Below are 22,500 nucleotides of genomic sequence, written 5' to 3'. Positions count from 1 at the left end.
CACTCTAATAATCGACGCGAAATCCGCAGGGTCGATCGATCAGCTCGGATGACCCACGTCAAATTGTCACAATTTGCAATCGAGCTTGTCAATATTGACATTGCCCGGACGGACTTCCCTTTTCCGGAGGCCATCAGTCTGCTGTTGGGGTAGTCTCGCGACAGGCAAGCAGCCGGGGTGCCACCGAACAGTCCGGTCGCGGCCTGGTTCAGCGCCCACAGCAATCCGGTCGGTGCTGCCGCACCCACTTTCGATTCCCGAGCCCGGGTGAGCGCCTGAAAGGCCTTGGATTCAGATCGCGGCTGCTTCCAGCTCAGGCGAGCAGCTCGCGATTGCGCCCGAACTCGTGCACGGCATCGACCAGTACGCTCATCTGCTCGGGAGCTACGCCAGGGGTGATGCCGTGGCCGAGGTTGAAGATGTGGCCGGGGCCCAGGCCGTAATCGCGGATCACCATGTCCACTTGCCGGCGCAGGCTGGCGGGTGAGGCGTAAAGCGCGGTGGGGTCGAGATTGCCCTGCAGCGCGACGCGACCGCCAGTGCGCACGCGGGCCTCGCTCAAGTCCACGGTCCAGTCCAGGCCGAGCGCGTCTGCGCCGATCTGCGACAGCGCTTCCAGATGGCCGTTGGCACCACGGCTGAAGACGATGATCGGCACATTGTCCGGGCCACGATCGATGCCCTGGCTCAGGCGCGTCAGATTGGCCAGCGAGAACTCGCGGTAGTCGCCCGGTGCGAGAATGCCGCCCCAGGAATCGAAGATCATGACCGCCTGGGCGCCAGCGCGAATCTGGGCTTCCAGATAGCTCTGGACCGAGCGCGTCAGCACGTCCAGCAGCTGATGCAGCGCATGCGGCTGATCCCACATCAAGCCCTTGATGTGCTCGAAGCGCTCGCTGGGGCCACCCTCGACCATGTAACAGGCCAGCGTCCACGGACTGCCGGCGAAGCCGATCAGGGGTACGCGGCCGTTCAATGTCTTGCGGATCACGCGCACGGCGTCGGGCACGTAGCGCAGCTCGACTTCCGGGTCGGGCACCCCCAGTTTCTGGATGTCGGCCAGCGAACGCAGCGGGCGGGCGAACTGCGGGCCTTCGCCCTCGACGAATTCCAGCCCCAGGCCCATCGCATCGGGAATGGTGAGGATGTCGGAGAACAGAATGGCAGCGTCGAGTTCATAGCGGTCGATGGGCTGCATCGTGACTTCGCAGGCCAGCTCCGGCGAGCGACACAGATTCATGAAGCTGCCGGCGCGCTGACGTGTTGCGCGGTACTCGGGCAGGTAGCGCCCGGCCTGGCGCATCACCCAGATCGGGGTGGTGTCGACCGGTTCGCGCCGCAGGGCGCGCAGAAAACGGTTGTGACGTCCGCTGTCGATGGGACTCATGCTGTGCTCCGGAGATCTCGAATGGGGTCAGCGCGCTGAACGCACTTCCTGCTGCAGCGGCTCCAGCCGCCGCGGAAAATAGTTGCCGCCCAACGTCGCGGCGGCGCTGCGTGCGCTTTGCAGGTCGGGGAAATCGCGCCACAGCAGCAGCGACCAGTCCTCGCCCTCCCGCTGCAGCGACACGATGTAGGTGTCAGTCGCAGATAGCCCGAGTTGGGCGCGCAGCGTCTCGAAACCGGCGCTGCTACGCGCCGCAGTGAGCTGAACGGTGTAGTGCGTACCCGGCAAAGCCAGCAATTGCGCCGCACCCAGCGCCGCGGCCTGACGCGGTGCCGGCGCTGGCGCGGGTGGCGGCGCTGGGGCCGGTGTCTGTGCTGAAGCAGGCGCGGGTGTAGGCGGCGGGGCCGGTGTCGGTGCTGAAGCAGGTGTGGGGGTGGGCGGTGTGGTCGAGGCTGTTCCTGAAGCGACAGCGGGTGGCGGCACCGGATCAACCGCCGATGCCGAAACCGCAGCCGGGGGCGAGGCTGGTGTAGAAGCAGGGGGCGCTACCGGAGCGGAGACGGGATCAGGCGTCGGTTTGGCGGCGTTGCCCGTCGCCCTTGGTGCTGGTGCCGCCACTGGCGCCGGTCGTGGCGCGGCTGGCGCTTCGGCGGCCACCGGTCTGACCGGCACTGGTGCCGGCGCGGGGGTGCTGAAGCTCGATGCGCCACTGACGGCGGGAACGCGAGAGGGATCCACCAGAAACGGCGGGGGCTCCGGAGGCTTGGCGCGCTGGTGGGTGCTTGGCAGCGCGCGCGGGGCCGGTGCGTCGGCGCCCTTGCCGCAATCCCAGCTGCGGCCATCGGCGGCGGGCACGCAGACGATCTTTTCGGCGTCTGCGGCGCTGAGGCTGGTCGATACCAGCCACAAGGTCAGCGTCCCGACGGCCATGCTCAGCGTCCTGGTGTGGCACTCAGTCATACATCGCGCGCCCGCTGCCAGGTTCTTCGGCACCCTGGCTGAACATCACTTTCAGCCCCTTCTTCAGTTGCTGGTCGCGGGCCTTGATCATCGCCTCCTGGGCGGATTCCAGATCGAGAAACTGTTCCCGACGCAGGGAGCCCCGGGCACCTTGCTGCCCGGTCTCCTTGATCAGTGTCCAGCCGCCCAGCAGATCCTGCTGCAGGACCAACTGGAAATATCGCTGTGGCTCGGCCGTGCCGGGCAGGGATTGCATGAAGATTCGCATGCGACGGAGTCTAGCCGAAGCCCGCAACGCCGCGCATGGATCGCGTCAAGGCTTTGCGCTCGGCCCTGTTCAGGGGTGTTCCGCCAGACAGGCTTCGATCTCGGTGGCGTCCACGCCATCAGCGATCTCGGCACGGCCGACCCCGCGCCACAGAATCAGGCGCAGACGATCACTCAGGGATTTCTTGTCCAGACGCATCAGTTCGACCATGCATTGCGGTGAGGCTTCGGCCGGGCGCGCAGTAGGAAGGCCCAGACTTTCCAGCAGCTGGCGCAAGCGCTCGGCGTCGGCCGCGTCGGCCCAGCCCAGGCGGGCGCTCAGGCGTGCCGCCATGACCATGCCAATGGCGATCGCCTCGCCGTGCAGCAGTGTCTGGTACTGGCCGATGGTCTCCAGCGCGTGGCCGTAGGTGTGTCCGAAATTCAGCAGCGCCCGTTCGCCGGACTCGCGTTCGTCGCGGGCGACGATGGCGGCCTTGTGCTGACAGGAGCGAAATACTGCTTCTGCCACCAGATCTTCATCTCGTTGGCGCAGGCCTGCGGTGTGGGCTTCCAACCATGCCAGGAATTCGGCATCGCCAAGCGCGCCATATTTCACCACCTCGGCCATGCCGGCCCGGAACTCGCGTTCCGGCAAGGTGCGCAGCGTGGCGATGTCGGCCAGCACCAGACGCGGCTGCCAGAAGGCGCCCACCAGATTCTTGCCCTGGGCCAGATTGACCCCGGTCTTGCCACCGACCGAAGAATCGACCATGGCCAGCAGCGTCGTCGGTATCTGCACGAAATCGATGCCGCGCATCCAGCAGGCCGCGGCAAAGCCGCCCATGTCACCGATGACGCCGCCACCGAGCGCAATCAGCGTGGCATTGCGCTGGGCGCCCAGCTCCGCCAGCGCCTGCCAGATCAAGGACGCCGACTCGATGCTCTTGTGGCGCTCGCCGTCAGGCAGCAGCAGCGTCGAGCAGCGCAAGCCTGCCAGCGCCGCTTCGACCTTGGCCGCATACAGCGGCGCCACCGTGGTGTTGCTGAGCAGCAGCACCTGGCGTCCGCCAATGGCGCGCCGCAAGGGGTCGGGATCAGACAGCAGACCAGCGCCGATACGGATGGGATAGCTGCGGTCAGCGAGTGCGACCGTCAATTCCTGCACTTTCATCCTGCGGGTTCCCGATTGGTGTCCTTGTCCTTCAGATGCTGATGCAAGGCGGCCAGCGTGCGGCGTGCGGTAGATCCAGGTCCGGAGCGGTCGGCGGTGATGGTCAGATCAGCCAGGTCCTGGTAGATCGGATTTCGCGCGCTCGCCAGATTGATCAAGCGCTGGGTCCGATCCGGCGCCCGCAGCAGGGGCCGTGTGCGATCACGGGCCAGGCGTTCCAGCTGCAGATCCACCGGCGCCTCCAGATAGATCACCAGGCCCCTCTCGCGCAGCAGTTGTCGGCTGCCAGGGTCGAGTACGCTGCCACCGCCAGTAGCCAGCACGATGCCGTCGAGTTCAGTCGCGCGCGCCAGCGTGGCCGCTTCGCGTTGCCGGAAAGCCCCTTCGCCTTCGACGTCGAACAGCAAGGCGATGCTGCTGCCGGTTTCCGATTCGATCATCTGGTCCAGATCAACAAAACGCATGTCCAGATGGCGCGCAAGGCGTCGTCCGACGGTGCTTTTGCCAGCACCCATCGGGCCGATCAGAAACAGGTTCCTGCGCGTGCTCATGTCCACCATGCTAACCCGATTGAACCTACAGGAATCAGGTTGTCAGCTCTAAGGCGTTGAAAAAAGCAGCTTTTGCTGATCCGGTGTGCTGGGATCGGCCTGTTGTGGGTGGTCGTCCTGCGCTTCTTCACAATTGATCCGCTAGACTGCCGCGCTTTGTTCGCCTGTGATTGCCCTCGCGCATGGTCCGTTTCTTTCTGGTGTTTGTCGGAGTGCTTGCCGCACTCTTCGCCTTTGAAGTCTCGAAGTTTGGTGAAACCCACTTCGTGGTGCCCTTTACCGATGCCCTGGCTCAGATCAGCGCCTGGTTGATCAAGCTCTTCGACAGCGAGGTCCACAGCTACGGCAAGATCATTCAGAGCACCGCCAATGGTTTTGCCGTATCCATCGAGCGTGGCTGCAATGGCATCGAGGCCATCATCATTCTGGTGGCAGCGCTGGCGGCCTTTCCGTCGACCTGGAAGCAGAAGCTGGCCGGCTTCCTTGTCGGCTTCTTCGCGATCCAGCTGCTGAATCTGGTGCGCATCATCAGCCTGTTCTACATGGGCCAGTGGAGCATGACCTGGTTCGAGTGGTTCCACCTGTACCTGTGGCAGGCCTTGATCATCATCGATGCCCTGGTGGTGTGGCTGCTGTGGCTGCGCTGGATTTCCCGTGATCGTCGGAAACCCGCCGCGGCTGATCCGGTCGCGGCCTGAAGCGCGCATGCGCGCTCGCCGCGTGCTGATTGCCGGCTGCGGTGATCTGGGAACGCGCGCCGGATTGTTGCTGGGCGATGCCGAGGTCTACGGCTTGCGGCGTCGGCCGGCGTTGCTGCCGGCGGGCTTGCGACCGGTCGCTGCTGACCTGATCACGGGCGCCGGCCTTGAAGCTTTGCCGGAGGCGATCGACACCTTGATCTACGCGCCGACGCCCGGTGGTCGTGACGAGGCGAGCTACCGATCGATTTATGTGGAAGCGCTGCGGCGCCTGCTGCAGGCCTTGCCCAATCCAGCACCAGACTTGAGATTGATCTATGTCTCCAGCACCGCGGTGTACGGGCAGGATGCCGGCGAGTGGGTGGACGAGCAATCACCCGCCGAGCCGCTCGCCTTCAACGGGCGGATTCTTCTGGAAGGCGAACGGGTGGCGTCTACGCTGTTGCCAGATTGCGTTTGCGTGCGCCTGGCCGGATTGTATGGGCCGGATCGGTTGTGGCTGATCAATCGGGTCAGGAGCGGCTCGTCGATTGCCGAAGGGCGCCATTACAGCAATCGCATTCACATCGAGGATGCGGCAGCCTTGGTGGCATTGCTTGCGAGCAGCGATCGCGTGCCCGCGCAAGTCATCGGGGTCGACGATCAGCCGGTGCCGCTGTCCGAGGTGCTGGATTGGCTGGCGGCAGCGCTGGGAATGCCGGCGCCCGAGCGCATCGGCAAGGCCGGCGACGTCAGTGGCAAGCGTTTGCGCAATGATCTGGCTCACACCATCGGCTGGCGTCCCCGTTATGCTTCCTACCGGGACGGCTATACAGACGTCCTTACGACCAATTTTCAGGGCGGTTTGCCATCATGAGTCTGCTGTTCGAAGCCTTCACCCATTTTCGCGACCTGCAGGAGCGCGCCCGCGCCGCAGGTGATCCGGAGCCCACGGCCATGACGCTGTCGACAGCGAACGGGCAGGGGCGGGTGTCGTCGCGCACCGTGTTGCTGAAAGAGCTGGATGGACGCGGCTTCGTGTTCTACACCAACTACGAGAGCAACAAGGGTCAGCAGATTCTGGCGCATCCGCAATGCGCGCTGCTTTTCCTGTGGAAGACCCTGGACAAACAGGTGCAGGTCAAGATCGAAGGCCTGGCCGAGCCGGTGTCGCATTGCGAAGCCGACGCCTATTTTGCCTCGCGGCCGCGGCTGTCTCAGATCGGCGCCTGGGCATCGCGGCAGTCACGCGAACTCGGCAGCCGCGAGGAGCTGATGGCCCGTGTGCGCGAGTTCGAACAGCGATTTGAAGGCCAGGATGTGCCAAGACCGCCGCATTGGTCCGGCTTTCGTGTGGTCCCGGATATGGTCGAGTTCTGGTATGGCCAGGACTTCCGCCTGCATGACCGCCTGCGCTACGAGTTGAAAGACGGCGTGTGGGGCAAACGGGCCTTGTATCCCTGAGAGTCGCGAGTGATTGATGGGTCATTGCGAGCCATCTTTTGCCCCGGGAAATGCCCGCAAGTCATGAACGCGTGGTGGGCTCGGGGCGGCTTTGAGGAGGGACGCTCGCTTGCGCGGCTGTTGAACGTCTGGCACCCACAATGCGCCGCCGCAGCGCGACGCCCTCCACAAGCGCCACTCGCATTTCCGGATTTGCCGCAATGACCGTCAATGCCAAGAGATCAAGAACGTACGGATGAGCTCATGGGAAGCGTAGCGAAGCAATCCGGAGGCGGGGCCTCAATAGCGCTGGATTGCTTCGTCGCTTCGCTCCTCGCAATGACGCCTTCGTGAGAGTGTTGCCAGATTCCGGACGACCGACAACCGACAACCGACAACCAACAACCAACAACCAACAACCAGCAACCAACAACCAGCAACCAACAACCAGCAACCAACAACCAGCAACCAACAACCAGCAACCAACAACCCCGTGACCGATCGCTACCCGCAACGCATTGTCTGCCTGACCGAAGAACCCACCGAGGTGCTTTACCGCATCGGTGAGCAGGATCGTATCGTGGGCATCTCCGGGTTCACGGTGCGGCCGCCGCAGGCCCGACGCGAGAAGCCGAAGGTCTCGGCATTCACCAGCGCCAGAATCGACAAGATCATGGCGCTGAAGCCGGATCTGGTGATCGGCTTTTCCGATATCCAGGCCGATATCGCCCGCGATCTGATCCGCGCCGGCGTCGAGGTCTGGATCAGCAATCATCGATCTGTCGAAGGCATCTTGAACTACACCCTGCGCCTGGGGGCGCTGGTCGGCGCGGTCGGTCGTGCTCAGGCGCTGGTCGACGAGATGCAGGTGGCCATCGATGCAGCCCGTCGCCAGGCTGCGACGCTGGCCAGACGACCGTTGGTGTATTTCGAGGAATGGGACGAGCCGCCGATGACCGCGATTCAATGGGTCTGCGAGCTGATCCGCATCGCCGGTGGCGATGACCTGTTCCCCGAACGCGCCGAGTGCAGTCTGGGGCGAGACCGGATACTGGCCGACGCCGACGAGGTGATCCGCCGCGCGCCAGACGTGATCATAGGCTCCTGGTGTGGCAAGAAATTCCGTCCCGACAAGGTCGCTGCGCGCCCCGGTTGGGACAACATTCCCGCCATCCGCAACGGCCGGGTGGCCGAGATCAAGAGCGCCGTGATCCTGCAGCCCGGGCCTGCCGCGATCCTCGAAGGATTGCCGCAGTTGGCGCGGTTGGTGGCGGGAGCGGTGAAAGGTGAAAGGTGAAAGGTGAAAGGTGAAAGAACCGCCTAGGCGTCATGGCAAGCCAACTGTTCCGGCCCGACACTGAACACACGTCATGAACCACGAGCTTGCCCGTAGGAGCGACCTCGCGTCGCGACCGGCGAGCTGTACGCCCTTCGCTAGAATTGACCTTTTACCTTTGACGTTTTACTGCTCTCCTGCAGTCTTGCTGCTTACCAGACGTTTCTACGCCGCTCCTCAACCCGCCCACTGCCCTCCGGAAACCCATGAACCTCTGGCTGCTGCCATCGCCCTCACAGATCAGGGCGCTTGATCTGCCGGGTCTTGACACGCTGTGTCAGCGGGCAGACTTGCTTGCAGCGATCGAACCTGGACTGGATGCGGCCTTGCGCGATGCCTTTGGCTGGTCTGCCAACCCGCCGTGGGCGGTACTGCTGGCGTCGGACGTGGCAGACACGGACAGCGCCTGGTTGTTGGCCGACCTGATCCACCTGCAGCCGGAAGTCAGCAGCGTCCGGGTGATGGCCTTGGCCGTGGACAGTGACCCGGACCATCCGGATCTGCCGCTACTGATCGAGGCCCTGCGCCCCTGGTTGGCGGATGAATCCATCGAGATTGCTGCGGTGCAGGGCGGTCGATTGTTGCTGCGCTGTCCGCTGGCCTTGGGAGATCCTGATGCTGCGGCTCCCGATGCGCTGCTGGGTAGCGATCTGCGTGGGCTGCTGCCGGCAGATCTGCGCTGGCAGCGACGTATCAACGAGCTACAGATCGTCCTCACGCAGCAGAGTTGCAACGAGGCTCGTGTGGCCCGACAGTTGCCGCCGTGGAACTGCCTGTGGTTCTGGGGGCATGGGGTGAACGCGGCCGTGCCGCCGCCGGCTACAACCCGATTGGCATCGCGCGATCCACTGCTGCTGGCGCTTGCTCGGCATGCCGGGATGCAGCTGATCGATATCGAAGCGGAGAGCGCCGAGCCCACGCTCCGCGACGTGCGCGATCCACGGCAATTGCAGCAGCTGTGGCAGGCCGGCATCCGTCCCGGCCAGGCACTGTTGCGCTGTGCAGACGGCAGCGGCTGGCGGGTGCGGCCGTCGCCGTGGTGGAAGTTCTGGCGCTAGGCTTGCTGCTTGCTGCTTGCTGCTTGCTGGTTGCCAGTTGCCAAACCCCATTCATGGTTTTCCGGCTTTGGCTGGGAGGAAACGGGTAGCTGCGCAGGAAACCGAGTACCAGATCAGCAATGCGTCATTGCGAGCCACCCGTGTCGGCCCAACACTGCGCACGGGCCATGAACCACCAGCTTGCCGGTAGGAGCGACCTCGCGTCGCGACCGGCCAGCCGCACGCCCGAGGCAGCGGTCGCGCCGCAAGGGCGCTCCTACAAATGAACTAATCAAATCAACAATTTGCGATATGGGTTCATGGAGAGCCACCTGTTTCGGCCTGAAACTGCCCACAGGCCATGAACCCCCAGCGACATTGCGAGCGTAGCGAAGCAATCCAGGGATGTGCGGCGCTACCCTGGATTGCTTCGCTGCGCTCTCCATGAACCCATATCGTAAGTCATTGAATTGACGAAGTTGGCGCGAAACCGCCTGTCGTAGCCCGAAGTGCGCGCAGCGCTCTGCGGGCGGTCACGCGAAAGCGCCCCGCTGAGCCGCTGCGCGGCACAACGGGCTACGCACGACCGTTCTCCGGTCAGCTCGAAGATATTCACGCTTTTCTTCGTGTTCTCTGCGTCCGGCTTCTTGCCGCGACCTGCCTCAGGACGGGGTCGTCGTGGTGCCGGTCGCGACGCGAGGTCGCTCCTACGGGCGAACTTGCGGTTCATTGCCCGTGCGCAGTGTCTGGCCCTCACCCGAAACAGGTGGCTCGCAATGAAGCGTCGAAATCGCGATGCTTTTCCCGCGCCCCGTGCCCCGCGCCTCAGCGCCCCACGAACTTCGGCTCGCGTTTCTCCATGAAGGCGCGCATGGCTTCGGCGAAGTCTTCGGATTGCAGCAGCAAAGCATTGCGGGTGGCAGCGGCGCGGTTGCCGGCGGCGACCTCGGCCTCGATGCGCTCGTTCATCGTGCGCTTGACGCCGGCCACGACCAGCGGCGGATTGGCGGCGATGCGGCTGGCCAGGCTGTAGGCGGCTTCGAGCATGTGTTTGGCGTTGGGGTCGATGCGCGTGATCAAACCGATGCGCTGCGCCTGTTCGGCGTCGAAATCCTCCCCGGTGAGGGCTATCTGTCGGGCCCAGCCCTCGCCAACAAGGTGGGGCAGGCGCTGGATTCCGCCGAGATCGGAAACGATGCCGACCTTGATCTCACGCAGCGCAAAACGGGCGCGTGCCGTGGCCACACGGATATCGCAGGCAGCGATCAGCTCAATGCCGGCGCCGATGCACCAGCCGTCGATGGCGGCGATCATGGGTAGATGACTGGCGGCAATCGCGGCAAATCCCTGATGCATGCGCACCGCCTTGTCGATGATCTGGCAGCGGCCGGGCGCGCCATCTCCCAGCATCGCGCCCATCTCGCTGGCCATGGCGGGCAGGTCCAGCCCGTAGCTGAAGTGCTCGCCCGAGCCGCGAATGATCACCGCGCGAAGGGACTCATCCGATTCCAGTTCGGCGATGGCGCCGGGCAGTTCATTCCAGAAGTCAGGGCCCATCGCATTGCCGCGGCCGGGGCCGATGAGTTCCAGTTCGGCGACGGCATCGGTGTTCTTGTGTATCTGCAGGGATTTCATCGGAATTGCGCTGGCCAGATGGGGGCTTAACGATACTGCGGGATGGAGTCCCGCGGCGCATGAATTGGCGGCTTTGCTGAAGGTGGGGCAGGCCAAACTGCGGCGCATCACGTCTCCAAGCGGATACTCCCCGGGAAAATCGAGTCGATCCTGAGCACGGTGAACGGGAAGGACGGGCTCGACGACGATCGGTCGCCCACCGATTTCCCGATGCGGCGCAAGAAGGACAGCTTGCGCTGTCTGGCGAACGATCGCTCCTACGTGCCCTCGCGCCCTCCCGTCTTCGTGCCCTCGCGCAACCGCAGATGATCCAGAATCAGACCGTTCTCTGCCGTCTCTGCCTTGTGGTGTCTATCCAGTCGTAGCCATTGCGCGGCTCTGTCGCTGTCCGGCTGCAACAGCTCCCATGCCTCATCGCGGTCATGGCAACGCTGGCAGCGAACGGCGAACAACTCCGCTCCCGGATCAGGTGGCTGGCCCAGCGGTGCTGCCGGTACGGGTGCTGCTGGTGGTGGATGGTCGACCACCCAGGCAAAGCCCACGCAGGCCAGTACGAATGCTGCGGCCATGATCATCACAGAGCGATTTGCCCACTTCTGTCGCATGGTCTACACCTGATTGAATCGCTCGGAATGGACTCGGTCGTCCGGGATGCCGAGTTCGAACAGCAGATGTTCCATGATGTCCATCATCGGGTTGGGGCCGCAGATCAGAAACTGGAAGTGTTGCCCTTGTGCCGGCAGGTAGCGTTCCAGCATCGCCCTGGTGATTCGGCCACGTTCACAGATATCGCCCGGATCCGGGTGCTCGAGCACGAACACCAGCGTCAGGTTCATCTGCGAGCGCAGTTGCTGCAGTTCCTCGCGAAACACCATGCGCGAGAAATCGTTGACGGCGTAGAACAGCACACAGGGTCGGGCATCCCCACGATCGCGCAGGGTCAGGAGTATCGAGCGCATGGGGGTGATGCCGATGCCGCCGGCGATCAGCACGAATCCCTGGGCGGGCATCCGGTCCACCGTCAGGGCCCCGTAGGGGCCCTCCACCCAGACACGCGCACCTACCGCCAATGTCGGCACGAACTGGCCCGACCAGTCGCCAAGATTCTTGATGGCGTAGGACTGCCTGCACTTGGCGCCAGCGCTTTCGGCGCTGTTGGCGATAGTGATCGGGTGCTGTTCGCGCGAGTACGGACTGCGGCCGGTGATGAGCCAGGCGAATTGCCCGGGTTCAAAGCGAAACCCGGGATGGCCGTCAGTTTCTACGCTGATCATCCGCGTGTCGGCGCCGAGATCGGCGTTGGCGATAACCCGCCAAGGCTTGCGCCACAGTCTGAGCGGCCGGATCAGCAGGTAGTTGAGCAAGAGACCGCCAAAGGCCAGTGTCAACAGCAGCACCAGATTTCGCAGTGCTGGGGAGGCGCTGTAGCCACTGACGAGCAGGACATGGGCGGCGGCAGCCAGCAGTAGCGCCACCGAGCTGCCGCGATGGATCACACGCCAGCCGTGATAGGGCAGCCGCAGCTGACGCCGACCGACCGAGGAGAGGATCAGCAGGGCGAGGGCCCAGAAAGCCACGGCACCGGCGCTCTGCGCGCCGGTGGCCGACAGTGGATTCAATGCCTCCCAGCCGCCCCAAGTCGGTGCCAGCAACAGGGTGTGGCACAACACCAAGGCGGCTGCAACCAAGGCAAAGCCGCGATGCAGTTGCAGCAGCGTGTCGCTGCCGAAACTGTCGGACAAGGTGCGAATGCGCGTGACCAGCGCCAGTTCAAGCAGGATCAGGGAAAAACCGACCAGGCCGAAAGCGGTGCCCAGCTCAATCAGAAAACCCCGCGGCTGGGAATGCGGGTCGCTGACCAGGGCCACCTGCAGGGGCAGCAGGGCGACCACGCAAAACAAGGCGAAGTACACGAAAGCCGCCATGGTGCGGGTCATGGGCGCAGGAATTCCGCCAGACGATGGATGTGCGCACCATAGTCCGCCGTTGACTCTGAGTGGTTGATTCTGAACAACCACTGTCGTCGGACTATCTTTTTCCGTCGAACTGTCCTAAGGTGCGCGGGCTTTCAGCTCGGCACGGTTCAACGTGACGAGGCCGCACGGTGAGTCTTGCGATCTGCCGCTGTTGCTTCTCAGTGTTCTAGTCCCCCCGCAGATGAACGCAGAGGCGTCCCAACTTTCAGGACGCTGAAACTCACTATGTTTTGGAGATACACAAATGTCAGATCGTCAAGTCGGTACCGTGAAGTGGTTCAATGACGCCAAGGGCTTCGGCTTCCTGAGCCGCGCTGATGGGGACGACGTGTTCGTTCACTTCCGCGCCATTCAGGGTTCGGGCTTCAAGTCGCTGCAGGAAGGCCAGAAGGTCAGCTTCCTGGTCACGAAGGGCCCGAAGGGCCTGCAGGCTGACCAGGTGCAGCCGCTTTAAGGTAACCGCGGTCGGCGTATCGTCGACCAGTTTGCCAGTTTGAGACGATCGGGCAGGCTCAGGCCTGCCCGATTCGTTTCTGTTTTTGCCCGGGCAACGCCGTGGATTGCGCGTTGCCCCCAGCTGGAGTGCTCCTGATGCTGACATTGAGCGTGCGTGGTTTGCCCAAGAAGATGACCGAACAGGTCCTGACCGAAATGTTCACGGCACACGGTCGAGTGCGTAATCTGAAGATGTCCCGTGACCTGTTTTCCGGCGAGTGCCGCGGTTTTGCCGAACTGGAAATGGAAGGTCACGAAGCGCGCAAGGCGATTGCCGCGCTGAACGGTTCCACCGTCGAGGGCGAGGCCCTGCGCGTGGGTCTGAAGAGCGAGTTGCGCTCCCGTCGTCGCTGAAAAAGCCAGTCTGTTTCTCCACTGGCCTGCCTGTGCCGGTGTGCGTCACCCGCTGAACTTGTCACAATGCGCTCCGCCCAGCGATTTTCCGGAGCAGCTCATCATGATTCGCAGCACATCCTTGTGCCTCACCCTGATCCTGGTCGCCGCGTGCAGCAATGCACCGGCGCCCGTTGCTGCGCCTGAGCCACCGCTGCCGATGTCCGAGGAAGCGCCATCGACGGTCATTGGCAGCTGGCATTGGCTCGGAACCGTGGGTTCTGCACCGGTTTCTGCGCTTGAACCCGCCCGCTACGCTGTCGAGTTTCAGGACAGTGGCAGCGCGCTGATACAGGCAGATTGCAATCGTGGGCGCAGTGACTATGGCGTCGACCCCGCTGGAGCGGCGCTCTTCGGTCCGATCGGGTTGACCAAGATGGGATGCGCTGCTGACAGCCAGGACCGCCAGTTCCTCGCCCAACTGCGTGCCGCGCGCACGGCCATCTCCGCCAAGCACTGGCTGCGGATGTCCCTGGCTGATGGCGAATCACACGCGGTCTTTGCCCGCGATCCGCAGGCGCGACTCCGACATTACCGATGCACGGCAGGGCAGGGTTATGCGCTGGCCATGGCTCCCGCGGGCGCGCTGTTGTGGATCGATGGCGAATTCCACGCACTGGCGCTCAGCAAGGGCGAGCCGGTGGGCAACTATCGAGGCGGTCGATTCGAAGTCCGTGTTGGCGAAGCCGCGACAACTCTGCTGATTGACGGAAAGGCGCTGACGGGATGTCAGCAGCTCGACTGATCGAGGCGCAAGGCTCAGCGCCGCTCCAGCTTGGCCAGCACCACCTCGCCACCGCCGTCCAGTACGGCGCGTCCGCTGGCGCCGTCCGCATCGATCAATGCAGCATCGCCCGAGCCCAGGTGCCGGTGTTGCTCGCCGGCGCGCAGTTCGGCGCTGCCACTGACCAGATAGACCAGCCAGCAGGTTCCGGGCGGGCAGAACAGCACCATGCTTCCCACCAGCGGGCGCGGCAACAACTGGGCGTCTACCGCATCGGGCCTGATGATCAGATTGAACAATTCGGCGTGAGTCCCGAGCAACAGGGCTGACCTGGCTTCGTCGCCGCGGTAACTGAAGGCGCGCATGCGCGGGTCGAAGGTAATCGGCGGCGATTCTTCGGCGATCAGGGTCAGCGGACCGCCGTCGAGCAGAGCACTTGATCGCAGGCAGCCCGGAAAGCTGGAAAAGGGGCCGCTGGCATCGATGCGGGCAACGCTGGCACGCCAGTCGAAGTCCTCGCCGGCACCAACGCGCACAATCTCCCGGGTGCTGCCGCCGTCGTTGCGCCAGCGCTGTTCGATCTGTTGTTCGCGGGGGATGTGCAGCACCCGCATCGTCAGTCCTCAGCGACGGACATTGCGCCACCCGGCTCCGACTGCGGCGATCCGAGCGGAAGTATTCGAGGCTGCTTTCTGGCGATCAGTAACTCGGCAAAGGCCACGAAATCGGCGTCGAACTGGGACCTAATGCATGGCCAAAGTTCGGCCAGATGGACGTTCGAAAGCCATTGGTCGAGGTATTCCTCCCATCCTGCCCACTGCCGCTTGCGCACTGCACTGCGTGTGCCCCGGTAAAGCAGGAACGCTTGCTCATGCATGCTGATCAAAAGACAGAAAACAATCTGCATACGCTTGTTCTGTTCTGTGGTTAGTTGCGTACCGCCTGAGTCGGCAGCATCAAAAACCGGCAAATCCGAATGTGCGAGGCAGGTTTGCAAATAGGCTTCGTACTTGTCGGATAGCGCTGCATAGGTGGCCGCCTCGCGGTCCCTGATCTCGCGGAACTTGCCGTACACGAAAACCGAGACGGCGATCGGGGCGCCCAGAATCTGCAACCATACGACGATGAGATTCAGCAGGTCCTGGGAAATCAGGAAGTCCATAACCCACCCCATTTTTCCTGGTGTAACGAGGCTTCTTCAACGGTGGCTTTCGGGGCACAAAGACTGGCGGCAGGAGCGAAGCGAGAAGCTGAAAAGCCGAGCCTCGCGTCAGTCTGATTTCCCCAGCCGCAGAATCTCACAGTGGGAAAGGACCATCAAGAAAAGGCCGGGGGAGGGCCCGGCCGTGTCTTCCTTGACGCCGCTGTCGGAGCGGTCTCCAGGTCCTGATCGACGCACGCGGCTGGGGAATCCGGCGTGCGTCGACCAGGGGGAACCTCAGGCCGGCTTGGCCGGCTTGGCGGCCGGGGCGCCGCTGGTGCGGATCAGTTCGCGGTTCTTGTCGACGGTCTTCAGGCCCACACCCTTGACCTTGACCAGTTCGTCGGCGCTCTTGAAGGGGCCGTTCTTGTCGCGGAATTCCACGATGGCCCGGGCCTTGGCATCGCCGATGCCGTTGAGATTGGCGGCGATGGTGGAGGCGTCGGCGGTGTTGATGTTGACCGGCTCGGCGGCGGCAGCAAACAGCGGCAGCGACAGAGCGAGGGTGAGCAGCAGGGCCTTGAGGATGCGCATGGTGATTCTCCTTGAGTGATTCCGGGCCAGCCCTTTGCCGTCCCGGTGATGCACAAGCTACGCATCACGCCGAATACGATCGTCGGCAGAACAGCGCCATTGACGGTCAGACTTCTGCGCTTTCGCATGTAGGAAAAATCTGACAGCGAGTAAACTCGGGGACTCGGGTTGCGGGCATTGCTTGCGCCGCACCGCCAACAGGAGCCGCTTGTGTCACAGACTCAGAAGGTGATGGACTTCGTGTCCGAGAAGTGGGACCGCGAGATCGTTCCCCAGCTCACTACCTACATCAAGATTCCGAACAAGTCGCCGATGTTCGATGCCGACTGGGCCGAGCACGGTTACATGGATGAGGCCATGAGCCTCATCGAGACCTGGGTGCGCGAGCAGCCGATTGCCGGCATGACCGTGGAACGCATCCAGCTGCCCGGGCGCACGCCGCTGCTGTTCATCGACATTCCCGGCAAGGGCGATGATGTGGTCCTGCTCTACGGGCACATGGACAAGCAGCCGGAGATGGTCGGCTGGAATGTGGATCTGGCGCCCTGGAAGCCAGTGCTTTCGGGCGACAAGCTCTATGGCCGCGGTGGTGCCGACGATGGTTACGCCACCTATGCCTCGCTGACCGCGATCATGGCGCTCAAGGATCGTGGGCTGGATCACTCGCGCTGCGTGGTGCTGATCGAGGGCTGCGAGGAGTCCGGAAGCTACGATCTGCCCTTCTACATCAACCACCTGGCCGATCGCATCGGCAAGCCCAGTCTGGTCATCTGTCTGGATTCGGGCTGCGGCAACTACGATCAGTTGTGGCTGACCACCAGCCTGCGCGGCATGGCGGGCGGCAATCTGAAGGTCAGCGTGCTGCAGGAAGGTGTGCATTCGGGGGATGCCAGCGGCATCGTGCCGAGTTCCTTCCGGGTGCTCAGGCAATTGCTCGATCGCATCGAGGATCCGGTGACCGGACGTTTTCTCATCGACACTCTGTACGTTGATATTCCCAGCGAGCGCATCGAACAGGCACGCGAATCGGCGCGTGTACTGGGCCCAGCGGTCTATGACAAGTTTCCGTGGCTGCCCGGCATGAAGCCGATGGCCGACGATCTGGCGGAACTGGTGCTCAACCGGACCTGGCGGCCGACCCTGTCGGTGACCGGCGCGGATGGTCTGCCGGGCCTGATGGATTCGGGCAATGTACTGCGGCCGCATACGGCGGTGAAACTGTCGGTCCGGCTGCCGCCCACGCTGGACGCCGATCGCGCTTCGCAGTCGCTCAAGGAGGCGCTGGAGAAGAACCCGCCCTATGGCTCAAGGGTGGAATTCCAGGTCGAGAAATCCGCCACCGGATGGGCCGCACCCGCGACCGCGCCCTGGCTGCGCGCCAGCATCAACGAGGCCTCTCAGCAGTATTTCGGCCCGCAGGCGGCGGCGATGGGCGAGGGCGGTACCATTCCCTTCATGAACATGCTGCAGGAGCGCTTTCCGGATGCGCAATTCGTGGTCACCGGGCTGCTCGGACCGAAATCGAATGCGCATGGCCCCAATGAATTTCTGCACATACCGACCGGCAAGAAACTCACGGCCGCCATGGCCCGGGTCATCAGCGAACATTACGTGAATCGCGGCAGCCCCAATGTTCATGGAGGCGCGCCGCAAGCCTGAATATGGGGTAAAGTTCTGCGACTGGATGTTAGGCAAACGGCGCGGGTTCTCCCGCGCCGTTTGCGTCACTGGCAATGAAGGGAGCGGAAATTGATGGCCGTGTTCAAGCCGAGCTGGCTGCTCTATGGCGCTACCGGCTACACCGGCGCACTGGTAGCCGCCGAAGCGCGCAAGCGGGGCCAGAATGTGATTCTCGCGGGTCGCAGCCACGAGGCGCTGACTGCATTGGGCAAGCAGCTGGACCTGCCGATCCGGGTCTTCGACATGGCGGCGCGCGACCAGATCGACCGGGGTCTGACGGGCGTGCGCCTGGTGCTCAATTGCGCTGGACCGTTCTCATTGACGGCGTCGACACTGGCGCAGGCCTGCATGCGCACAGGTGCCCACTATCTGGACATCGCCGGTGAAGTGGCCGATCACCGTGGCCTGCACCGTCTGCACGAGCGCGCCTGCGAATCCGGCGTGATGCTGATGCCGGGCGTGGGCTTTGGCATCCTGCCCAGCGATTGTCTGGCTTTCCATCTCAAGCAGCGCCAGCCAGCTGCGGTCAAGCTGACGCTGGCCTTCAGCGCCGGCGAAAGCGCGTCGCATGGCACGCTGGCCACGCTGATGGAAAGTTTGCAGAGCAGTGGTCTGGTGCGCAGAGCCGGTCGATTGGTGGCGGCTGAACCGGCCAGCGAATCGTGCACGATCGATTTCGGGCCGGGCAAGGAACAGCGGGCCATCCTCTTTCCCTGGCGCGCCGATGTGCTCAGCGCCGGTCTGTCGACGGAGATCCCCCATATCCAGAGCTTTGCCGCGGTGCCGGCGGTGGTGCGTTTCATCCTCAAGCACCGTGGCTGGTTCGAGAAGGGGTTCTTGCGAAATCTGCTCGAAAAGTGGGTGGCTCGCGCACCGGCAGGTCCTACCGCGGCCGAGCGCGCCAAACGCAAGAGCTGGCTCTATGGCGAGGTCGTCAATGAAGTCGGCTCCCGCGCCTGCGCCGTGGTCGAAGGCCCAGATCCCTATGATTTCACCGTGATCGCTGCGCTGATGGCCGTGGAACGCTGCCTTTCCGGGCAGGTCCCGGACGGCTTCGCCACGCCGGCGCAGATTCTCGGTGATGCCCCGCTGCGCGAGTTGCCGGGGGTCAAGTTGCATACCTTGAGGTAGCGGATTCGAGGCAGCGCTGTTTGGCGGCGAGCCGATCAGGTGAGCATGAGGTGCTTCCTTGCGAGCCACCTGTTTCGGCCCGACACTGCGCACTGGCCATGAACCACAAACCCGCCCGTAGGAGCGACCTCGCGTCGCGACCGGCAAGCCGCAGGTCCGAAGCAGCGGTCGCGCCGCAAGGGCGATCCTACAGGTGGACAAAGAAAATCAACGACTTGCGATATGGGTTCATGGAGAGGCACCTGCTTCGGACCTACACTGCGCTCTCGCCATGAAGCCACTTGGTGCGTGTAATCCGAGATGACCCGCGCGCCGGGCGGCTTACTCAAAGCCATCGGCAAACCACTCAGGCTTGACCAGCACCGAGCCGAGCATCCCCTGGCTGAAATGGAAGTCGCAGTAGTAGGGAAACTCGCCGGCGTTTGGAAAGACCACGGTTGCCTCGCTGCCGCTGGTGATGGATCCGATCGGGCTGGTCGGGTCGGGCGTGGCCACACCCCCGGACACGGTGCCGGCAAACAGCGGGTGGTTGCCGAAACTCGGCACTGCGCGGAAAAGGACCCGGGCGCCGGCGCTCACGGTCAGACAGCGTGGTCGATAGAGAAATGGATTGCCGGGCTGGTCGTTGACGATGACCACATCATCCAGACCGCGGCGGTCGATGAAGTTTTCCGGCAGGCAGTTGTTGAGTGCATGCACGGGCATCGCGGCAGCGAGGAGTACGCCCAGTAGCGCCGGCACCCGCCAGCGATCATGAGCTTTCATGTTCCGCTTCCGATCCGTCGCAACCGTCACCTGCTTACACCATGAAGCCCAGATTTGGACTGCTGAAGCGGCTGAGGTTGGGAAACACCAGGGCGCGATCGGTGTCGCTCATGCCGTACCAGCTGGACAGCGTGGCGGCGTACTGGTCGACTGCAATTCGCGGGATGATCTGGCCCCAGTCGGCATCATCCGGACCACCCACGGTCAGGTCCGGCATGGTGCCGACGATGCGACCGCCCTGGACGGCATCACCAACCACAAAGTGGTGCGATCCCCAGCCGTGGTCGGTGCCATCGCCATTGCTGGTCAGGGTGCGTCCGAAATCCGAGGCGGTGAAGCTGGTGACCCGGTCACCCAGGCCCATCGCGCTCATAGCGTCGTAGAAGGCGGTCAGCGACGCGGACAGGTCCGAGAGCATGTCGGGGTGATTGGCCAACTGGCTGTCGTGGGTGTCATAGCCGCCCTGGCCCACGAAGAAGATCTGCCGATCCATCTGCAGTGCGCCGCGGGCGCTGATCAGACGCGCCACCATGCGCAGCTGTCGACCGAGGTCGGTGTCCGGAAAGGGGGTGCCGAGCGCTGGCGCGCTGTTCAGCGCCGAGGTGACCATGGTCTCGTTGTCCATGGCCCGACGCACGCGTGAGGCGTATTCGCGTTGCAGAGCGTGGCCGTGACTGGCGTCGCGCAGGGCCAGGAATGCATTGCGGCGTGGCGCATTCCAGGGCTCGTCGTTGACGAAGTAGATGCCTTCGGCGCCGTTCTGGCCGACGAAATAGGGCACGATGGTATTGCCGCTCTGGAACACGTTCTCGCCGTCGATGGAGATGTTCATCGACAGCTGCTGGTTGATGTTGCTGCTGTAGAACAGATCGGCCAGCCGGCCACCCCAGCCGCGACGGTCGCTGGCGTCGGCGGTGGGCGTCTGCCACAGCACCTGCTGATCGCTGTGCGAAAACAGTTGCGCCGGCACCGGCACCGATCCGGCCTGGTATTCCGCCTTGGTGATCGGATAAAGCAGTGGGCCGACGTTCGAGATGATCGCCGCGCGGCCGTTGTTGAACAGGTTCTGCAAGCCGCCCATACCCGGGTGCAGGCCGTAACTGCCGCCGCCGGACGGCGGCACCGAGGGCGTCAGTTGCAACAGTTCGTTCTGCGGTATGGCCAGCGCAGAGCGTGAATTCGAATACACCCCATAGCCGGCGGTATCTCGCGGAATCACCATGTTGATGGCGTCGTTGCCGCCGTACTGGAACACGCACACCAGGGCCTTATAGCCGGTGCCGAGCAGGGTGCGCGGGCTGCTGACGGTGGCGGCCTGGGCCAGCGAGAATTTGCCGGCCAGCGAGGTGAACATTGCGCTCGACGCGGTGGCGCAGAGCAGGTGCTTGAGGGCGTCTCGACGATCCATGTCTGCTTACCTCTCGACCGCATATTCGGGGGATGTGTGGATCAGCCAGATCGTGTCCTGCACCCGCTCTCGCCCCTGATCCCAATCGGGATCCAGTGCGCTGATGTGAGCCACCAGCACCTGATACATCTGGTCGGACATGGTGCGGTTCATGAGCATCAGGTCGAAATAGTCGATCAGGGCCCGCGGATTGCTCATGGCCAGGGCCTGGTACGGTGCCAGATCCACGACGATGTCCTCCGGGCCCTGGTAGTCGTTGCCGCGCCAGTACCAGTAGACGCTGGCGCCAAACCGATTCAGGGTGCTGGCGATCAGCGGATCGGTGGCGATCTGGAATTCCGGTGCGTCCAGGCTCAGCGTCGACAGCTCGCCTGCCGGTCTGAAGTCCGGCAGGAAGAAGTTGAAGACGGTGGCAGAGCGCAATGCCGCCTGTCCGAGGGAATACTCGGCATTCCACTCGCGATAGCGGTTGTCATCGGCACGCGCATTGAGCAATCGCCAGAGCTGGGTCTGACGCAGCAAGGGCTCGCGCAGCTTGCCGCGATTGCTGGCCAGCGAGGGCAGCGTGCGGGCCTCGTTATCCATCAGGATGGCTCGTACCGTGGCCCGCAGGTCGCCGCGCACGCCACTGCCATTGTTATTGAAGGCGGCGGCAACGCGGCCGACATAGGCGGGCGAGGGATTGCTGGAGACCAGTCGCTGGATCAGTCGGCGGGCGATGAAAGGACCCACATTCGGGTGATTGAAGACGTTGTCCAGTGCTGCGTTGAGATTGGACATGGCCGTGCCGCCGGCTGGCAGGATCCCGCCGGCCAGCGCCACGCCGGGGTAATTGAGCAGTACCTTGTCGTCTTCAAAGGCGTGGTAGGACTCCCACTCCTGCATGGGCAGCAGCCAGCCCACACCCTCGTTGCCCTGCGGTCCGGAGGGACACCAGGTCCATTCCCACCATTGGCCGCCGTTCGTGCGTGGGCAGTTGGCCCAGTTCCAGCCGGTGAACACGTGCGCAAGGCCGCGGATGGTGTACTGATCGTAGGTAGGGACCGGGTTGCCGCCCTGCAGCACCGGGGTGCCATCGCTGTTCAGCTGCACGAGGCCGATCGAGAACAGCTGCATGATCTCGCGCGCGTAGTTCTCGTCGGGGCGGATGTTGTTGGCCAGATCCGGTTTCTGGTTCTTGAACATCGACAGGTAATGGCCCATCACCGGGTGCAGCGTGATCTCACCGAGCAGCCCCCGATAGTTGCCGAAAGCACGCTGCAGCAGTACATCGTAGTAGTGGGTCATGCCAAAGGGCGTGCCCTCGATGGCACCGCTCTGGTCGGAGACGACCAGGATCTCGCTGAGCGCGAACGCCACCCGCTGCCGCAACTGATCGGGTGAGCGCATGGCCCGGTCCCACCAGACCTCCTGACGGGCGTTCTGGTAGATCTCCAGGCCCTGTGCCGCCTGGGCATCCAGATAGGGCCTGTGGAGATTGGCTGGCAACGTGAACTGCTCATCCAGCCAGGCGTTGTAACCCATGCCGCGCAAGCGCCGGATTTCGGCTGGCGTTGCCCCGAAAGTGGCTTGGGTCAGAAAGCGCGAAGCCTCGGCATCGCTGCGCGGGCCTTCGGCCGACTCGTTGAAGCCGGAGTCAAACAGGTGATCAGCGCCATACGCAGGCGTAGTGGCTGCCAGTGCCAGACAGAAGGACCAGATCGCTTTGTGCACGGCTACATCCCCGTTCAGTTGGCGACACCCTAGT

24 protein-coding genes are annotated in these 22,500 nt (G+C 63.6%); 10 read left to right on the top strand and 14 right to left on the bottom strand.

Annotated features, from left to right (window positions below):
- Positions 1 to 313: 313 nt before the first annotated feature.
- From H7A19_10105 to H7A19_10085, 5 genes are all read right to left on the bottom strand, one after another.
- The gene (locus H7A19_10105; GenBank protein ID MCP5475175.1) at positions 314 to 1,378 is read right to left on the bottom strand and encodes a uroporphyrinogen decarboxylase; all 1,065 of its coding nucleotides are present in this window, start codon (positions 1,376 to 1,378) and stop codon (positions 314 to 316) included.
- A 36-nt stretch (positions 1,379 to 1,414) separates the two neighbouring features.
- On the bottom strand, positions 1,415 to 2,317 hold the full coding sequence (locus H7A19_10100; protein MCP5475174.1) for a hypothetical protein: 903 nt from the start codon (positions 2,315 to 2,317) through the stop codon (positions 1,415 to 1,417).
- A gap of 22 nt (positions 2,318 to 2,339) precedes the next feature.
- Complete coding sequence (locus H7A19_10095) at positions 2,340 to 2,615, bottom strand: WGR domain-containing protein (protein MCP5475173.1); 276 nt, start codon at positions 2,613 to 2,615, stop codon at positions 2,340 to 2,342.
- Positions 2,616 to 2,684: 69 nt separating this feature from the next.
- Positions 2,685 to 3,767 carry a 3-dehydroquinate synthase gene (gene aroB, locus H7A19_10090; GenBank protein MCP5475172.1) on the bottom strand — a complete coding sequence of 361 codons (1,083 nt, stop codon included), beginning with the start codon at positions 3,765 to 3,767 and terminating at the stop codon, positions 2,685 to 2,687.
- Positions 3,764 to 4,318: a shikimate kinase gene (locus H7A19_10085; GenBank protein ID MCP5475171.1), complete on the bottom strand. Its 555-nt coding sequence runs from the start codon at positions 4,316 to 4,318 to the stop codon at positions 3,764 to 3,766. Before H7A19_10085 ends, aroB begins: the two co-directional genes overlap by 4 nt.
- 182 nt (positions 4,319 to 4,500) lie before the next feature.
- On the opposite strand from H7A19_10085, the gene xrtH reads away from it, so the two are divergent.
- From xrtH to H7A19_10060, 5 genes are all read left to right on the top strand, one after another.
- Positions 4,501 to 5,016, top strand: a complete 516-nt coding sequence (gene xrtH / locus H7A19_10080) for an exosortase H (GenBank protein MCP5475170.1) — start codon at positions 4,501 to 4,503, stop codon at positions 5,014 to 5,016.
- Between the two features lie 7 nt (positions 5,017 to 5,023).
- Positions 5,024 to 5,872, top strand: a complete 849-nt coding sequence (locus H7A19_10075) for a sugar nucleotide-binding protein (protein MCP5475169.1) — start codon at positions 5,024 to 5,026, stop codon at positions 5,870 to 5,872.
- Entirely contained in the window at positions 5,869 to 6,459 is a 591-nt protein-coding gene (gene pdxH, locus H7A19_10070) for a pyridoxamine 5'-phosphate oxidase (GenBank protein ID MCP5475168.1), read from the top strand. Before H7A19_10075 ends, pdxH begins: the two co-directional genes overlap by 4 nt.
- A gap of 472 nt (positions 6,460 to 6,931) precedes the next feature.
- Positions 6,932 to 7,735: a cobalamin-binding protein gene (locus tag H7A19_10065; GenBank protein ID MCP5475167.1), complete on the top strand. Its 804-nt coding sequence runs from the start codon at positions 6,932 to 6,934 to the stop codon at positions 7,733 to 7,735.
- Between the two features lie 245 nt (positions 7,736 to 7,980).
- The gene (locus H7A19_10060; GenBank protein ID MCP5475166.1) at positions 7,981 to 8,832 is read left to right on the top strand and encodes a hypothetical protein; all 852 of its coding nucleotides are present in this window, start codon (positions 7,981 to 7,983) and stop codon (positions 8,830 to 8,832) included.
- Between the two features lie 804 nt (positions 8,833 to 9,636).
- Here H7A19_10060 and H7A19_10055 read toward each other — a convergent pair.
- The 3 genes from H7A19_10055 to H7A19_10045 form a co-directional block, all read right to left on the bottom strand.
- A complete protein-coding gene (locus H7A19_10055; GenBank protein ID MCP5475165.1) occupies positions 9,637 to 10,446 on the bottom strand; it encodes an enoyl-CoA hydratase/isomerase family protein in 810 nt (269 codons plus the stop codon).
- Between the two features lie 257 nt (positions 10,447 to 10,703).
- On the bottom strand, positions 10,704 to 11,015 hold the full coding sequence (locus tag H7A19_10050; protein ID MCP5475164.1) for a hypothetical protein: 312 nt from the start codon (positions 11,013 to 11,015) through the stop codon (positions 10,704 to 10,706).
- A gap of 39 nt (positions 11,016 to 11,054) precedes the next feature.
- Positions 11,055 to 12,383 carry a ferric reductase-like transmembrane domain-containing protein gene (locus tag H7A19_10045; GenBank protein ID MCP5475163.1) on the bottom strand — a complete coding sequence of 443 codons (1,329 nt, stop codon included), beginning with the start codon at positions 12,381 to 12,383 and terminating at the stop codon, positions 11,055 to 11,057.
- A 283-nt stretch (positions 12,384 to 12,666) separates the two neighbouring features.
- Between H7A19_10045 and H7A19_10040 the strand changes: the two genes are divergently transcribed.
- From H7A19_10040 to H7A19_10030, 3 genes are all read left to right on the top strand, one after another.
- Positions 12,667 to 12,876, top strand: a complete 210-nt coding sequence (locus H7A19_10040; GenBank protein ID MCP5475162.1) for a cold-shock protein — start codon at positions 12,667 to 12,669, stop codon at positions 12,874 to 12,876.
- 137 nt (positions 12,877 to 13,013) lie between these two features.
- Complete coding sequence (locus H7A19_10035; protein MCP5475161.1) at positions 13,014 to 13,271, top strand: RNA-binding protein; 258 nt, start codon at positions 13,014 to 13,016, stop codon at positions 13,269 to 13,271.
- Positions 13,272 to 13,374: 103 nt separating this feature from the next.
- On the top strand, positions 13,375 to 14,055 hold the full coding sequence (locus tag H7A19_10030) for an META domain-containing protein (GenBank protein MCP5475160.1): 681 nt from the start codon (positions 13,375 to 13,377) through the stop codon (positions 14,053 to 14,055).
- A 14-nt stretch (positions 14,056 to 14,069) separates the two neighbouring features.
- Here H7A19_10030 and H7A19_10025 read toward each other — a convergent pair whose 3' ends face one another.
- The 3 genes from H7A19_10025 to H7A19_10015 all read right to left on the bottom strand — a co-directional run bounded on the left by H7A19_10025 (position 14,070) and on the right by H7A19_10015 (position 15,769).
- Entirely contained in the window at positions 14,070 to 14,648 is a 579-nt protein-coding gene (locus tag H7A19_10025; GenBank protein ID MCP5475159.1) for a HutD family protein, read from the bottom strand.
- Positions 14,649 to 14,650: 2 nt separating this feature from the next.
- On the bottom strand, positions 14,651 to 15,196 hold the full coding sequence (locus H7A19_10020; GenBank protein MCP5475158.1) for a hypothetical protein: 546 nt from the start codon (positions 15,194 to 15,196) through the stop codon (positions 14,651 to 14,653).
- Positions 15,197 to 15,472: 276 nt separating this feature from the next.
- Entirely contained in the window at positions 15,473 to 15,769 is a 297-nt protein-coding gene (locus H7A19_10015) for a helix-hairpin-helix domain-containing protein (GenBank protein MCP5475157.1), read from the bottom strand.
- A 231-nt stretch (positions 15,770 to 16,000) separates the two neighbouring features.
- Here H7A19_10015 and H7A19_10010 point away from each other — a divergent pair, with 231 nt between their 5' ends.
- Positions 16,001 to 17,428: a M20 family metallopeptidase gene (locus tag H7A19_10010; GenBank protein MCP5475156.1), complete on the top strand. Its 1,428-nt coding sequence runs from the start codon at positions 16,001 to 16,003 to the stop codon at positions 17,426 to 17,428.
- A gap of 93 nt (positions 17,429 to 17,521) precedes the next feature.
- Positions 17,522 to 18,580 (top strand): saccharopine dehydrogenase NADP-binding domain-containing protein, encoded by a 1,059-nt coding sequence (locus H7A19_10005; GenBank protein ID MCP5475155.1) that lies wholly within the window; start codon positions 17,522 to 17,524, stop codon positions 18,578 to 18,580.
- Between the two features lie 321 nt (positions 18,581 to 18,901).
- Here the strand turns inward: H7A19_10005 and H7A19_10000 are convergent, their stop codons facing one another.
- From H7A19_10000 to H7A19_09990, 3 genes are read right to left on the bottom strand one after another with little or no spacing between them, the layout of a single operon-like run.
- Complete coding sequence (locus H7A19_10000) at positions 18,902 to 19,345, bottom strand: hypothetical protein (protein MCP5475154.1); 444 nt, start codon at positions 19,343 to 19,345, stop codon at positions 18,902 to 18,904.
- A 34-nt stretch (positions 19,346 to 19,379) separates the two neighbouring features.
- A complete protein-coding gene (locus H7A19_09995) occupies positions 19,380 to 20,753 on the bottom strand; it encodes a DUF1501 domain-containing protein (GenBank protein MCP5475153.1) in 1,374 nt (457 codons plus the stop codon).
- A 6-nt stretch (positions 20,754 to 20,759) separates the two neighbouring features.
- A complete protein-coding gene (locus H7A19_09990; GenBank protein ID MCP5475152.1) occupies positions 20,760 to 22,466 on the bottom strand; it encodes a DUF1800 domain-containing protein in 1,707 nt (568 codons plus the stop codon).
- Positions 22,467 to 22,500 lie beyond the last annotated feature (34 nt).

It is taken from the genome of Rhodanobacteraceae bacterium (genome assembly GCA_024234055.1).
Taxonomy (GTDB): Bacteria; Pseudomonadota; Gammaproteobacteria; order Xanthomonadales; family SZUA-5; genus JADKFD01.
Note: the sequence above shows the minus strand (reverse complement) of the source record. Positions and strands in the feature narration are given on the sequence as shown.